Source organism: Streptomyces sp. NPDC057694 (genome assembly GCF_042799415.1).
Taxonomy (GTDB): domain Bacteria; phylum Actinomycetota; class Actinomycetes; order Streptomycetales; family Streptomycetaceae; genus Streptomyces.
This window is the reverse complement of record NZ_JBHVIX010000004.1, coordinates 104,541-118,712: the sequence shown is the minus strand read 5'-3', so window position 1 is coordinate 118,712 and position 14,172 is coordinate 104,541. Positions and strand designations below refer to the sequence as shown.

Here is a 14,172-nt window from a genome sequence, read left to right as displayed (position 1 = left end):
ACCCCGGACAGGCGGAGATGGACCACATGCACGAGATATTCGGCGTCACCCCGTGGGGGTTCACGGCGCTGGCCGCCGCGGCCCTGCTGGTGGGCTTCTCCAAGACCGCCGTCAGCGGGGCCAACACCGTCAGCCTCGCCGTCTTCGCCGCGATCCTGCCCGCCCGCGCCTCCACCGGCGTGCTGCTGCCGATCCTCATCTTCGGCGACATCCTCGCGGTCCTGACCTACCGCAGGCATGCGCACTGGCCGACCCTGTGGCGGCTGTTCCCGGCCGTCGCCGGCGGCGTGGTCGTCGGCACCGTCTTCCTCGCCTTCGCCGGTGACGGACTGGTCCGCGGCTCCATCGGCGTCATCCTGCTGGTGATGGCCGCCGTCACCGTCTGGCGGCGCAGGCGTGCCGAGGCGCCCAGGCCCGAGGCGAACCCGACGCGCGCGGCCCGCGTGAAGGCGGGCTCGTACGGCGTGCTCGGCGGCTTCACCACGATGGTCGCCAACGCGGGCGGCCCGGTGATGTCGATGTATCTGCTGTCCGCCGGGTTCAAGAAGCTGGGGTTCCTCGGCACCTCCGCGTGGTTCTTCCTCATCGTGAACTCCGCGAAGGTGCCCTTCAGCGTGGGCCTCGGCCTCATCGACGGCCGCTCGCTCCTGCTGGACGCGGCACTGGTCGCCTTCGTCGTACCGGGCGCGCTCATCGGCAAGGTGGCGGTGAACCGCATCAACCAGCGCCTCTTCGAGCAACTGGTGATCGCGGCGACGGTGCTCGGCGGTCTCCAGCTCCTCCTGCGCTGACCGCTCAGGAGGCCACCGTCGAACGCTCCGGGGCGGTCTGGTGCGGCAGCCCCTGCGCGAGGTCCTCGACCAGCAGCCGCTTGGCGATCGAGTCGACCGCCGCCCGCAGGTCCGCGCCCGGCGGCCGGCCGAGGTCGGCCTCGACCTGCTTGCTCAGCCAGTCGCCCCACGCGCGGTTGAGCACGTCCGCCTCCCGCTCGCCCGCGGCCGTGTGCGAGAAGTACGAGCCCGTACGCGTCAGATAGCCCTCGTCGACCATCCGCTGGAACACCGGCACGAGCACCTCGGGCGGCACCCTGCGGCGGGCCGCGATCATGCCCAGCGAGGCGTGTCCGACCATCCGCGTATAGAACTCCACCTGCATCACGGCCCACGAGCCGGCCATGTCCAGACGGCTGTCGGAGGCGTCGAGGATCCTTCGCGCGGTCTCCAGGTTCGAGGACTTCACGATGTTGCCCACGGCCCGCTCCAGCAGGTGCGACGAATCACCGGTGGAGGGCTGGGCGAAGCCCTCACCCATGTCCGTGGAACCGGCTCGCGCCGTGTCGCGCAGCTGCACCTGCTTGAGGAAGAGCGCCACGACGAACCCGATGACCGCCACCGGCACCGTCCACAGGAACACCGTGTGCAGCGAGTCCGCGTACGCCTGCGCGATCGGCTCGCGCGCCGCCGCCGGCAGCGCGTGCAGCCCCTCCGGGCTCTGCGCGGCCTTGGCGAGCGCCGCCGGATCGATCCCGGTGCCGGAGCGCGCCGCCTCCGCGACGCCGTCGCTCAGGTTCGGCTTCAGGGTGTTGGCGTAGATCGTGCCGAACACCGCGGTGCCGAAGGAGCTGCCGAGCGTACGGAAGAAGGTCACCCCGGACGTGGCCGTGCCCAGATCCTCGTACTCGACGGTGTTCTGCACGGCGATGGTGAGCACCTGCATGGACAGCCCGATCCCGAGACCGAGCACGAACATGTACAGCGACTCCAGCCAGGCCGAGGACGAGGGCCCCATCAGGGAGAGCAGGTACAGGCCGAGACCCATGACGAGCGAACCGACGATCGGGAAGATCCGGTACTTGCCGGTCTTGCTGACGACGTTGCCGGAGAAGACCGACGCGATCAGCAGGCCGATCACCATCGGCAGCGTGCGCACGCCGGAGATGGTGGCGGAGTCCCCGTCCACGTACTGCAGGTACGTCGGCAGGAACGTCAGCGCGCCCAGCATCGCGAAGCCGACGATGAAGCTGAGGATCGAGCAGACCGTGAAGACCGGGTTGGCGAACAGCCGCATCGGCAGCATCGGTTCGGCCGCCCGGGTCTCCACCCAGCAGAACAGGCCGAGCGCCACGAGGCCGCCCGCGAACAGGCCGATGATGACGCCGGAGCCCCACGCGTACTCGTTGCCGCCCCAGCTCGTCGCCAGGATCAGGGCGCTCGCCCCGATCGCGACGAAGGCGATGCCGAGATAGTCGATGACGGGCCGCGCCGCCGACTTCACCACCGGGATGGTGCGGGCCGCCGCGATGACCACCACGATCGCGATCGGTACGTTCACGTAGAACGCCCAGCGCCAGGTCAGATGGTCCGTGAACAGTCCGCCGAGCAGTGGTCCGATGACCGTCGAGACGCCGAACACCGCGCCGATCGCACCCTGGTACTTGCCGCGCTCGCGCAGCGGGATGACGTCGGCGATCAGCGCCATCGCCGTGACCATGAGGCCACCGGCGCCGATGCCCTGCATCGCCCGCCAGATGATGAGCAGCGACATGTTCGTGGCGAGGCCACACAGGAACGAGCCCGTGATGAAGACGATCGCCGACACCTGGAAGACGACCTTGCGGCCGAACAGGTCACCGAACTTGCCGACCAGGACCGTGGCCACTGTCTCCGCGAGCAGGTACGCGGTGACCACCCACGACATGTGGGCCGCGCCGCCCAGATCCGAGACGATCGTCGGCAGGGCCGTGCCGACGATCGTCTGGTCCAGGGCCGCGAGCAGCATGCCGAGCATGATCGTCACGAAGACGACGTTCCGGCGGCGCTTGTCCAGTACCGGTGGGGCCGGGGTGGCGGCTTCAGCCGTGGTGGTGGTCACCCTCGCAGGGTCACATCAGCGTGTCGGGGCCGCATGCGGGTGGGGGCCGGATCGGTGACGCGCCGGTCGCCCGGCCTCAGCCGAGCCGGGGCGCGCAGGCGGCCGCGTCCACGGGGCGGCCCTCCCGCTCCACCCGGTCCGCCAGCGACCGGGCCCAGGCCGCCACCGCCGGCACATCCAGACCGGCCGGCGCGGCCCCCGGCCAGGCGAGCAGCGCGTCCGCGCCCCGGCGCAGCAGCCGGGCCCCGCCCGTCGCGTTCCCGCGGGCCGCGTGCGTCAGCCCCACGGCCGCCTGGGCCAGCCCGCGCCACAGCTCGCGCTGCTCCCGGGGCCCCGACTTCCACGCGTCCTCGAAGACCTCGTGCGCATGAAAGGGCCGCCCGGCGTCGAGCAACGCCTGCGCCTCGGCGACGGTCTCCGCGGGCGTACGCACCACCCCCTCGGGCTGCCGGTCGACACCGGGGGCGCCGTAGGGCAGCGGCCGCCCCAGGCCGTCACGGGGCCGAGCGTTACGGGCCCGGCCCTCGGCGTCGCGGTCCCGGCCTGCGCTGCGATCGGTGCTCATCCCCCGATTCTCGCCCACGGCGCGCAGAGCCCGCGGAACCGGTTTCAAACCACCCTTGAGCTTGGGGTAATGTTCTTCCTGTCGCCGCCGAAGGGGCCCGGAAACAGTGGGCCGCAAGACGATCGACATCGGGACGTGGCGCAGCTTGGTAGCGCACTTGACTGGGGGTCAAGGGGTCGCAGGTTCAAATCCTGTCGTCCCGACTGGAGACAGTCGCAGTTCAGGGCCGGTTTCGGAGAAATCCGAGACCGGCCTTTGATCGTTGTCGGGGATCGGTTGGGGACCTTATTTCCCCGACCTGTGTCAGCGCGGCGTACTCAACACCCCAGCCATGTGCAGGAGATGGCCGGTTCGCGGTCGCGCGCGGCACCTTTAGAGTGACGCGATGAGCGACGAAGCCGTGATTTTGCGTCCAGTGGCCGAGGATGACCTTCCGGTGCTCGAGCGGTTCCTGACCGAACCGGAGGCGGCTGGTCCTTTCCAGTGGCTGGGCTGGTCGGATCCGGGGGTCTGGCGGCGGCGCTGGGCGCAGGACGGACTGCTGAATGCCGACGGCGGTCAGCTGATGGTGGTGGCCGGCACCGACCGGCTCGGCTTCGTGGCATGGCGGAAGGCCACGACCTCACGGAGCTCCTACTGCTGGAACATCGGAGCCCAACTGCTGTCGGAAGCCCGGGGCCGGGGTGCCGGCACACAGGCTCAGCGGCTGCTGACGCGGTACCTGTTCGCGCACACGCCGGTCGTCAGGCTCGAGGCGGACACCGAGCGCGGGAACATCGCCGAGCAGCGCGCACTGGAGAAGTCGGGTTTCACCCGCGAGGGCGTGCAGCGCAGCTTCGTGTTCCGCGACGGGCAGTGGCGGGACGTCGTGCGCTACAGCCTGCTCCGCGACGACCTCGTGTGAGACAGGCGTTTTCGGCCGGCGAACCGCCCTTCTGCATCTGAAAATCAGAACGCTCTCCGCTGAAACAACTGTTGGACAGAACTTCGAGCCTCGCCGAAGGATGTCCACAGCGGCGCCGCGGCATCGGCCGCCGCGTGAGTGGAGGTCGAAATGCCCAGTGAGCAGACGGATGTTGTGGTGGTCGGCGCGGGTCAGGCCGGCATAGCGATGAGCGAGCACCTGGGGGCGCAGGGCATCCCGCACATCGTGCTGGAACGGGACCGGATCGCCGAGCGATGGCGTTCCCAGCGCTGGGACTCCCTGGTCGCGAACGGGCCCGCGTGGCACGACCGGTTCCCGAACCTGGAGTTTCCCGACGTCGCCCCCGACGGCTTCGCCACGAAGGAGCAGGTCGCCGAGTACTTCTCCGCCTACGCGGAGAAGATCGACGCCCCCGTGCGGTGCGGCGTCGAGGTGACGCGCGTACGCAAGAACCAGGGCCGTCCCGGTTTCCGGGTCGAGACGTCCGAGGGCGGCATCGACGCGCGGTTCGTCGTCGCGGCGACCGGACCGTTCCAGCGGCCCGTGATTCCGCCGGTCGTGCCGGACGGCGCGGTCCCGACGCAGATCCACTCCAGCGAGTACCGCAACCCGGACCAACTCCCCGACGGCGCCGTGCTGGTGGTGGGCGCGGGCTCGTCGGGGGTCCAGATCGCCGACGAACTGCGCAGGTCGGGCCGGCGGGTGCTGCTCTCCGTGGGGCCGCACGACCGGCCGCCGCGCCAGTACCGCGGCCGTGACTTCTGCTGGTGGCTCGGTGTGCTCGGGCTGTGGGACCTGACCACGCCGCCGCAGGGCGCCGCCCACGTGACCATCGCTGTCAGCGGCGCCCGCGGCGGGCACACCGTGGACTTCCGCGCGCTGGCGGGCACCGGCGTCGAACTCGTCGGGATGACCGCGTCGTACGACGACGGCGTGCTCCGGTTCGCCCCCGACCTCGCCACGAACATCGCGCTCGGCGACGAGAAGTACCTGGGCCTGCTCCGGGCGGCCGACGCGTACGCCGAGCGCAACGGGCTCGACCTCCCCGAGGAGCCCGAGGCCCATGTCCTCGGTGCCGATCCCGAGTGCCTGACCGACCCCCGGCTCGAACTCGACCTCGCCGGGGCCGGTGTCACGTCGATCGTGTGGGCGACCGGCTTCGCCGCCGACTACTCCTGGCTCGACGTCGACGCGTACGACGAGGACGGCCGGCCCGCCCAGAGCCGTGGGGTCTCCCGCGAGCCGGGCGTCTACTTCCTCGGGCTGCCCTGGCTGTCCCGGCGCGGATCGAGCTTCATCTGGGGCGTCTGGCACGACGCCAAGTACGTCGCCGACCACATCACCACCCGGCGCGGATACCTCGCGTACGAGAGCAACCCCGCAAGCAGCTGAGGAGCACAGAGCATGGCCAACGCCCCGATCGTGGCCGGCGGGCACACCCGGATCCGGCCGTTCAACACCCGTGACACCTATCCCGAGCAGAGCCTCGACAACGACCTCTGCCAGGCCGTCGTCGCGGGCGACACGGTGTACGTCCGCGGCCAGATCGGCCAGGACCTCGACACCAGTGAATCCGTCGGCGTCGGCGACGCCGAGGCACAGGCCGAGCGGGCCATGGCGAACATCAAGATGCTGCTCGAAGAGGCGGGCAGCCGGATGGAACACCTGGTCAAGCTGACGATCTACCTCATCGACCCGCGCTACCGCGAGGCCGTGTACCGCACGGTCGGGCGGTGGACGAAGGGCGTGTATCCGATCTCCACGGGCGTCGTCGTCTCCGCCCTCGCCCGCCCGGAGTGGCTGTGCGAGATCGACGCGGTCGCCGTGCTGCCGAAGGGGGAGCGAGCATGACGTTCTCCCTGGTGGTACGCGACGGTGACCGGTTCGGCATCGCGGCCAGCTCGTCGAGCCCGGCCGTCGCCGCCCGCGTCGTCCATCTGCGGCCCGGCGTGGGCGCCGCGTCCTCGCAGAACATCACCGACCCGACCCTCGGCACGAGCCTGCTCGACGGGCTCGCCGAACACGGCGACGCGGAGCGCGCCCTGGCCGAGGTCACGGGCGAGAAGCGGCATCAGAAGACCATCGCCTACCGGCAGTTGACGGTCCTCGGACGCACCGGCCCCGGGGTCGCCTACAGCGGCCCGCACACGCTCGGCACGCACGCCGCCGTCGCCGTCGACGGCGCGGTGGCCGCGGGCAACATGCTGTCCGGCGAGCACATTCCGCGCGTCCTCGTCGACGCATACGCGGCCGCCACCGGCGAGCTGGAGGAGCGGCTGATCGCCGCCATGAAGGCGGCCGTCGCGGCAGGGGGCGAGGAGGGGCCCGTGCACTCCGCCGGGCTCGCGGTCGTCGCCGACGTGGACTGGCGGGTGACCGACCTGCGCGTCGACTGGGCCGACGACCCCGTCGACCGGCTCGGTGAACTGATCGACGTATGGCTGCCGCAGCGTGACGACTATGTGCGGCGCGGCCTCGATCCGGCCTCTGCCCCGTCCTACGGCGTGCCGGGGGACCGGTGAACGGCCGCGCTCTGAAGAAGGCGGCCCGGCAGGCGGTCGACCGGCACGCCGACGAACTCATCGCGCTCTCAGAGCAGTTGCACGCCGACCCCGAGACCGCGTGGGAGGAACACCGGGCGGCCGCCCGCGTCCCGGAGCTGCTGAGTCGCGCCGGATTCGACGTCACCGCCTCCTACCTCGGGCTCGACACGGCGTTCCACGCACGGTTCGGCAGCGGGCCCGTGCGCGTCGCGCTGTGCGCCGAGTACGACGCGCTGCCCGGCCTCGGCCACGCCTGCGGGCACAACCTGATCGCGGCGAGTTCCGTCGGCGCGGCGCTCGGGCTCGCCGCAGTCGCCGACGACGCGGGGCTCACCGTGGAGGTCTACGGAACCCCGGCCGAGGAAGGCGGCGGCGGCAAGATCGAACTCCTCGAACGCGGCGCCTTCGCCGGCGTCGACCTCGCGATGATGGCGCACCCCGCGCCGGTCGACGTGGCGGAGGCCCGCCCGTTCGCCGTGAGCCATTCCAAGATCTCGTACACCGGGAAGTCGGCGCACGCCGCCGCCTACCCCGAGTCCGGGGTGAACGCGGCCGACGCCTTCACCGTCGCCCAGGTCGCCATCGGCCTGCTGCGCCAGCAACTCCCTTCGTCGGCACGGGTGCACGGCGTGGTGACGCACGCCGGGGACGCCCCGAACGCCATCCCCGAGCGGTCGTCGGGCCGCTGGTACGTGCGGGCCGAGACGCTCGCCGAACTCGCCGAGCTCGAACCCCGCGTGATGCGTGCCTTCGAGGCGGGCGCCCTCGCCACGGGCTGCGCGCTGGAGATCGAACCCGAGAGCAAGCCGTACGCCGAGTTCCGCGCGGACGAGACCGCACTCGCCCACTACCGGGCCAACGCCGTCGCCCTGGGGCGGGAGTTCGCGCCGCCGGGGCAGGCCGCGCGCATGAACCGCGCCTCCACCGACATGGGCAACGTCTCGCAGGTGGTGCCCGCCATCCACCCCTACATCGGCATCGGTTCCCTGCCCGCCACCAACCATCAGCGGGAGTTCGCCGCGCACTGCGTCGGCGACGAGGCACGGCGGGCGCTGCTCGACGCGGCTGTCGCCCTTGCCTGGACCGCGGTGGACCGGGCCGTACCCGAGGAGGCAGCGACGTGACCACGACCGAGACCGAGTCCCCGGCGGTGGACGGGCCCGCCGACCCGGCCACCCTGCGCAGGAGCGTGGCCGCCGGCGCCGTCGGCGTCTTCGTGCACTGGTTCGACTGGGCCGCGTACGCCTATCTCGCCGACACCGTCGCGACCGTCTTCTTCCCCGCCGAGGACCGCACCACCGGGCTGCTCGCCGTGTTCGGCGTCTTCGCCGTCTCGTTCGGCATCCGGCCGGTCGGCGCCCTGGTCCTCGGCCCGCTCGGCGACCGGATCGGCCGCAAGCGCACCCTGTCCCTGGTCATCTTCCTGATGTCGGGCGCGACCCTCACCATCGGCCTGCTCCCCGGCTACGACTCCATCGGCATCGCCGCCCCCGTGCTCCTGGTCCTCCTGCGGCTGGTCCAGGGCTTCGCCGCGGGCGGCGAGTTCGGCAGCGCGGCCAGCTTCCTCGCCGAGAGCGCGCCGCGCCGCCGCCGCGGATTCGGGGTGAGCTGGCTGGAGGTCGGCTCACTGCTCGGCTTCCTCGCCGGATCGTTCGTCTTCCTGCTGCTGTCCACCTGCCTCGACGACGCGCAGCTCACCGCCTGGGGCTGGCGCATCCCGTTCCTCGTCGCGGCGCCGCTCGGCGTGATCGGCGTGGTCATCCGCAACCGGATCGAGGACACCCCCGAATACCGCGCGCTGGAGAGCAACGACACCGTCCCGCGCAGCCCCGTCCGCGAGCTGCTGCGCTCCCACCGCCGCCAACTCCTCCAGGCGGCGGGCCTGATGACCGCGATGCACGTCCCGTTCTACGCGGTCCTGACCTACCTGGTCACCTACGAGACGGACCACCTCGGCCAGTCCGCCGACAGCGCGGCGCTGCTCTCCACCGGCATCTCGCTCCTCGGCCTGGTGCTCGTGCCACAGTTCGGCGCGCTGTCCGACCGGGTGGGACGCAAACCCGTCTTCATCGGCGCGACGGCCGCCCTGTTCCTCCTGTCGACGCCCGCCTTCTGGCTGATGCGGACCGGCCTGACCGGGACCTGGATCGCCGGTCTGACACTCGGCGCGATCCTGGCGGCGATCCTCGGTACGTACGCGGTGTGGTCGGCGGAGACGTTCCCCACGCGCACCCGGCAGAGCGGCCTGTCCATCGCGTACAACGTGACGGCCGCCCTCTTCGCGGGCACCGTGCCCTACCTGCTGACCCTGCTCATCTCCGCGACGGGCAGCACGCTGGTGCCGGGGCCGTACCTCATGATCTTCGCGGCGGGCGGCCTGATCGCCGCGCTCTCCCTGAAGGAGACCGTCGGGTCGTCGCTGCTGCACGCCGAGGACGTGGCCGACGACGTGGCCGAGGACGTGTCGGAGCCCGGTGAGCGTCCGGCTTAGAGTCGGGCCCGTACCCGCTTCACCGGCACAGGGGCCCCGCATGACGACACCACCCGGATTCACCCTCGTTCAGCTGCGCTACTTCCTGGTCGCCGCCGAGCACGGATCGATGACGGAGGCGTCGGCGCAGCTCCACATCGCGCAGTCCGCCGTGTCCGCCGCCGTCACCGGTCTGGAGCGCGACCTCCAGGTGCAGCTGTTCATCCGCCGCCGGGGCCGGGGTCTGACCCTGACCCCCGCGGGTGAGCGCCTGCGGCAGCAGGCCAGGGATCTGCTGGCCCGCGCCCGCGAGATGGAACGGGAGGCGCGCGGCGACGGCCCCGCCCTGTCCGGGCCGGTCAGCGTCGGCTGCTTCGTCACCCTGGCCCCGTACTACCTGCCGCGCCTGTTCAGCGAGTGCACGCGCCGCCACCCCGGCATCGAGATCGACGTCGTCGAGGCGGAGGCGGACCAGCTCGTCGAGGCGCTGACCGCCGGCCGCATCGACTTCGCCCTCACCTACGACCTGGGCCTGTCCACCGAACCGGAGGTGCACAGCGAGACGATCGCCCGCGCCCCCGCCTACGTCATCGTGGCGGCGGACCACCCGCTGGCGGGCCGGGACAGCGTGAGCCTCGCCGAACTCGCCGCGGAACCCCTCGTCCTCCTCGACCTCCCGCACAGCCGCGACTACTTCCGCGCCCTCGTCACCGCCACCGGCACCGCGCCCGACGTCCGCTACCGCACCCGCAGCTACGAGACCGTCCGCTCGATGGTGGCCAGCGGCCTCGGCTACTCCGTGCTCAACCAGCGCCCCACGATCCGGTCGACCTACGGCGGCGGCGAACTCGCGGAACTCGAACTCCGCGACGCCGGACGTCCGTTGGAGGTCAGGATCGCCTCGGTCGACGGGGTGGCGCAGTCGGCCCGCGCCCGCGCCGTGATGGACGTCCTGCGGGACATCGCCGACGGCGGCTGAGCCGCGCAACTGCTGAGCCGCTGAGCCGTCACAGCTCGGGGCAGCCCGTCACCGCCCGCGCCTGGACACGGATCAGACGCTGCGCCTCGGTGCGGGTCAGACCGGCGTTGCGGCTCACGATGTGCAGACCGAAGCCGTCCTCCAGCGCCACCAGGTTCCTGGCCAGGTCGCCGACCGGCGCGCTCAGGGTGAACACCCCGGTCGCCGCGCCCACTTCGAGCACGGTCGTGTACAAGCCCACCTCGCTGGAGAACAGCGACGCCATCAGCGCGGCGTGCCCGGCGCTGCGGTCCGCCCGGCCGTGCAGCTCGTAGAGCAGCCCGTGCGTCGCGTCGTCCGGGGCGGACGGCAACCCGGACGCGATCAGCGCCCGCAGCCGCGCCACCGGGTCGGCCACCTCGTCGGTGACCGCGTGCCGGGCCGCGAGGAAGCGCTCGACCGCGCCCCGGTGCACCTCAAGGACCAGCTCGTCCAGCTCCGGGTAGTAGTAGAGGACCGACCCCGCGGACATGCCGGCCTCCTCCGCGATGTCCTTGATGCGCAGGCCCTCCAGACCCCGCTCCGTGATGGCCCGGCCCGCCGCGTCCACGAGCGCCTCGCGCCGCGCCGTCTGGTTCTTCGGTCTGCCCAGTTTCCCCATGCGGTTAATTCTCTGTTACTTCGTTCAGGTAAATCAAGCGGATCGCGCTCAGGCCATTGACGTACCCCTGACGCATTGTTTGAATCCAGCGTCAAAGAACTAGCCGGAGCCGACGGCGCAGCACTCGGCCCGGAAGGCTTCCGTACGGCGCCCGCGCCGTGCGCAACCGAAGGTCCCGCATGACGACGCACTCGCACTGGCGGCAGCGCGCCGCCGAACTCGTCCCGCGCACCCGCCTCTTCATCGACGGACGCTGGGCCGACCCGGCCGACGGCGGCACGCTCCCCACCATCGACCCCGCCACCGGAAAGACCACCGCGGACGTGGCGGTCGCCACCTCCGCCGACGTCGACCGCGCGGTGTCCGCCGCCCGCACGTCCTTCGACGACGGCCGCTGGTCGCGCGCCGCCCCCGCCGAACGCAAGCGCGTCCTGCTGGAGCTGGCCCGGCTGATCGACGTGCACGGCGAGGAGCTCGCGCTCTGCGACACCCTCGACATGGGCAAGCCCATCGCCGAGTCCTTCGGCACCGACGTGCCCGGCGCCGCCGGCGTCTTCGCCTGGTACGCCGAAGCCGTCGACAAGCTCTATGACGAGATCGCGCCCGCCCCGCCGGGGAACCTCGCCCTGGTGCGGCGTGCCCCGCTGGGCGTCGTCGGCGCGGTGGTGCCGTGGAACTTTCCCCTGGACATCGCGAGTTGGAAGCTCGCGCCCGCACTCGCCGCGGGCAACAGCGTCGTCCTCAAGCCCGCCGAGCAGTCACCGCTCTCGGCCCTTCTCCTCGCCGAACTGGCCGCCGAGGCGGGACTTCCCGACGGCGTCCTGAACGTGGTGCCCGGACCCGGCGAGGTGACCGGCCGTGCGCTCGGGCTGCACCCGGACGTCGACACCCTCGTGTTCACCGGCTCCACCGCCGTCGCCAAGCGCTTCCTCGCCTACTCGGCCGAGTCGAACATGAAGCAGGTGTGGCCCGAGGCCGGCGGCAAGAGCCCCAACGTGGTCTTCGCCGACGCCGACCTCGACGCCGCAGCGGAACGCGCCGCCTGGGGCTTCGCCTACAACGCCGGACAGGTGTGCTCCGCCAACACCCGGCTGCTGGTCGACGCCTCGGTCGCCGAGGAGTTCACCGCCCGCGTCGCCGCGCACGCCCGCACCTGGCTGCCCGGCGACCCGCTCGACCCCGCCACCCGGCTCGGCCCGCTGGTCGACGAGGCGCAGGCCGAACGGGTCCTCGCCGCGGTGCGCGCCTCGGGCGGCACGCTCGCCTGCGGCGGCACCCGGCCCGAGCGCGAGGGCGCCTACGTCGATCCGACCGTCGTCACCGGCCTGACGCCCGGATCCCCGCTCGTGCGCGAGGAGTTGTTCGGGCCCGTCCTGACCGTCCTGCCCTTCCGCGACGAGGCGGAGGCCGTTCATCTCGCCAACGACTGCGCGTACGGCTTGGCCGCGTCCGTGTGGACCCGCGACCTCGGCCGCGCGCACCGCGTCGCCGACGCCCTCCACGCGGGCACCGTCTCGGTCAACACCGTCGACGCGCTCAGCCCGGTCACACCGTTCGGCGGCTTCAAGCAGTCCGGCCACGGGCGCGACCTCTCCCTGCACTCCTTCGACAAGTACACGGGTCTGAAGACCACCTGGATCACCTACGGATGAGCAGCCCGGGTTCCCAGAACAGCACGTCACCGACCACGGAAGGCAGCACCATGACCCTCGACGCCGCAGACCTCGTCCGCCGGGACCGCGCGCACATCATCCACCCCTACCTGCCCGGCAGCGCCACCGAGCGCGTCGTCATGACCGAGGGGTCGGGCTGCCGGCTGACGGATGCCGAGGGCCGCAGTTACCTCGACGCCACCGGCGGGCTCTGGCTGGCCCAGGTCGGACACGGCCGCGGCGAGCTGGCCGACGTCGCCCACGAGCAGATGACCAAGCTGGAGTACTTCACCAGCTTCTGGGAGTTCTCCAACGACCGCGCCATCGAACTCGCCACCCGCCTCGCCGCGCTCGCGCCCGACCCGCTCAACCACGTCTACTTCACCTCCGGCGGCTCGGAGGGCAACGAGGCCGCGATCAAGATGGCCCGCTACTACCACCACCGCCGCGGGGACACGGACCGCACCTGGATCCTGGCGCGCAGCAAGGCCTACCACGGCATCGGCTACGGCGGCGGTTCGGCCACCGGATTCCCGCTGTACCACGAGGGTTTCGCGCCGATGATGCCGCACGTCTCGCACCTCACCCCGCCGTGGCCCTACCGCACCGAGCTCTACGACGGCCAGGACCCGACCGACTTCCTGATCCGGGAGCTGGAGGAGCGCATCGCCGAGATCGGGCCCGGCAACATCGCGGCGATGATCGGTGAGCCGATCATGGGCGTCGGCGGCATGCTCGTCCCGCCGGACGACTACTGGCCGCGCGTGCGCGAGGTCCTGGACCGGCACGGCATCCTGCTCGTCTTCGACGAGGTCGTCACCGCGTACGGACGGATGGGGGAGTGGTTCGGCGCCCAGCACTTCGGCGTCACCCCGGACATCATCGTCACCGCGAAGGGCATCACCTCCGGCTACGTACCGCTGGGCGCCCTGCTCGTCGGCGACCACGTCGCCGAAGTCCTCCTGCGCGACCACGGCTTCCCCATGGGCTACACGTACAACGGCCACCCGGTCGCCACCGCCGTCGCCCTCGCCAACCTCGACCTCATCGAGAAGGAGGGCCTGCTGGCCCGCGCGAAGACCATCGGCGCGAGCCTGCACGCCGAACTCGACGCGCAACTCGGCGACCTGGACATCGTCGGCGAGATCCGCTCCGTCGGGATGATGCTCGCCGTGGAACTGGTCGCCGACCGCGCCACCCGGACCCCGCTCCCGCTGAACCCCGACCGGATGCCGCACGACGTCATCCGCCGCGAGACCGGCGTCATCGTCCGCGACTCCGCCCACAGCCTGGTGCTCTCCCCGCCGCTGATCATGACGGAGACCGAGACCAAGGAGGTGGCGTCCGCCCTGCACGCGGTCCTGGCCCGCACCGAGCCCACCGGTGAGATCCGCCCGGCCTGACCGGACAGGCACCCACTGGCGGGGCCCGGCACCCGCCGGCCCACCGGGCCCCGCCCTCCGCCCGACACGGACCCCCCCGCAACGCGCCCGCACGCCACTGCTCGCAGTCCCCGACCCCTGCCCT

General features: G+C 71.8%; 13 protein-coding genes and 1 tRNA gene. 11 read left to right on the top strand and 3 right to left on the bottom strand.

The window, feature by feature from the left end; translation table 11 throughout:
• Window positions 1-26 precede the first annotated feature (26 nt).
• The gene (locus ACFVDP_RS12735; RefSeq protein WP_383487664.1) at window positions 27-791 is read left to right on the top strand and encodes a sulfite exporter TauE/SafE family protein; all 765 of its coding nucleotides are present in this window, start codon (window positions 27-29) and stop codon (window positions 789-791) included.
• Between the two features lie 4 nt (window positions 792-795).
• Here ACFVDP_RS12735 and ACFVDP_RS12730 read toward each other — a convergent pair whose 3' ends face one another.
• On the bottom strand, window positions 796-2,871 hold the full coding sequence (locus ACFVDP_RS12730) for an MDR family MFS transporter (RefSeq protein ID WP_383487662.1): 2,076 nt from the start codon (window positions 2,869-2,871) through the stop codon (window positions 796-798).
• 76 nt (window positions 2,872-2,947) lie between these two features.
• A complete protein-coding gene (locus ACFVDP_RS12725; protein WP_383487659.1) occupies window positions 2,948-3,436 on the bottom strand; it encodes a DUF309 domain-containing protein in 489 nt (162 codons plus the stop codon).
• A gap of 129 nt (window positions 3,437-3,565) precedes the next feature.
• Here ACFVDP_RS12725 and ACFVDP_RS12720 point away from each other — a divergent pair.
• From ACFVDP_RS12720 to ACFVDP_RS12685, 8 genes are all read left to right on the top strand, one after another.
• A tRNA-Pro gene (locus ACFVDP_RS12720) sits at window positions 3,566-3,639 on the top strand.
• Window positions 3,640-3,821: 182 nt separating this feature from the next.
• Complete coding sequence (locus ACFVDP_RS12715) at window positions 3,822-4,340, top strand: GNAT family N-acetyltransferase (RefSeq protein WP_383487656.1); 519 nt, start codon at window positions 3,822-3,824, stop codon at window positions 4,338-4,340.
• Between the two features lie 150 nt (window positions 4,341-4,490).
• Window positions 4,491-5,753 carry a flavin-containing monooxygenase gene (locus ACFVDP_RS12710; RefSeq protein ID WP_383487653.1) on the top strand — a complete coding sequence of 421 codons (1,263 nt, stop codon included), beginning with the start codon at window positions 4,491-4,493 and terminating at the stop codon, window positions 5,751-5,753.
• A gap of 12 nt (window positions 5,754-5,765) precedes the next feature.
• A complete protein-coding gene (locus ACFVDP_RS12705) occupies window positions 5,766-6,212 on the top strand; it encodes a RidA family protein (protein WP_383487650.1) in 447 nt (148 codons plus the stop codon).
• Window positions 6,209-6,883: a DUF1028 domain-containing protein gene (locus ACFVDP_RS12700; protein WP_383487647.1), complete on the top strand. Its 675-nt coding sequence runs from the start codon at window positions 6,209-6,211 to the stop codon at window positions 6,881-6,883. Before ACFVDP_RS12705 ends, ACFVDP_RS12700 begins: the two co-directional genes overlap by 4 nt.
• Window positions 6,880-8,028 (top strand): M20 family metallopeptidase, encoded by a 1,149-nt coding sequence (locus tag ACFVDP_RS12695; protein WP_383487644.1) that lies wholly within the window; start codon window positions 6,880-6,882, stop codon window positions 8,026-8,028. The genes ACFVDP_RS12700 and ACFVDP_RS12695 overlap by 4 nt, the downstream gene beginning before the upstream one ends.
• The gene (locus tag ACFVDP_RS12690) at window positions 8,025-9,395 is read left to right on the top strand and encodes an MFS transporter (RefSeq protein ID WP_383487642.1); all 1,371 of its coding nucleotides are present in this window, start codon (window positions 8,025-8,027) and stop codon (window positions 9,393-9,395) included. Before ACFVDP_RS12695 ends, ACFVDP_RS12690 begins: the two co-directional genes overlap by 4 nt.
• 40 nt (window positions 9,396-9,435) lie before the next feature.
• On the top strand, window positions 9,436-10,353 hold the full coding sequence (locus ACFVDP_RS12685; RefSeq protein ID WP_383487639.1) for a LysR family transcriptional regulator: 918 nt from the start codon (window positions 9,436-9,438) through the stop codon (window positions 10,351-10,353).
• 28 nt (window positions 10,354-10,381) lie between these two features.
• Here ACFVDP_RS12685 and ACFVDP_RS12680 read toward each other — a convergent pair whose 3' ends face one another.
• Window positions 10,382-10,993, bottom strand: a complete 612-nt coding sequence (locus tag ACFVDP_RS12680; protein WP_383487636.1) for a TetR/AcrR family transcriptional regulator — start codon at window positions 10,991-10,993, stop codon at window positions 10,382-10,384.
• Between the two features lie 179 nt (window positions 10,994-11,172).
• Here ACFVDP_RS12680 and ACFVDP_RS12675 point away from each other — a divergent pair, with 179 nt between their 5' ends.
• Both ACFVDP_RS12675 and ACFVDP_RS12670 read left to right on the top strand, forming a co-directional pair.
• The gene (locus tag ACFVDP_RS12675; RefSeq protein WP_383487633.1) at window positions 11,173-12,645 is read left to right on the top strand and encodes an aldehyde dehydrogenase; all 1,473 of its coding nucleotides are present in this window, start codon (window positions 11,173-11,175) and stop codon (window positions 12,643-12,645) included.
• Between the two features lie 50 nt (window positions 12,646-12,695).
• Window positions 12,696-14,048 (top strand): aspartate aminotransferase family protein, encoded by a 1,353-nt coding sequence (locus ACFVDP_RS12670; protein ID WP_383487631.1) that lies wholly within the window; start codon window positions 12,696-12,698, stop codon window positions 14,046-14,048.
• Window positions 14,049-14,172: the final 124 nt, after the last annotated feature.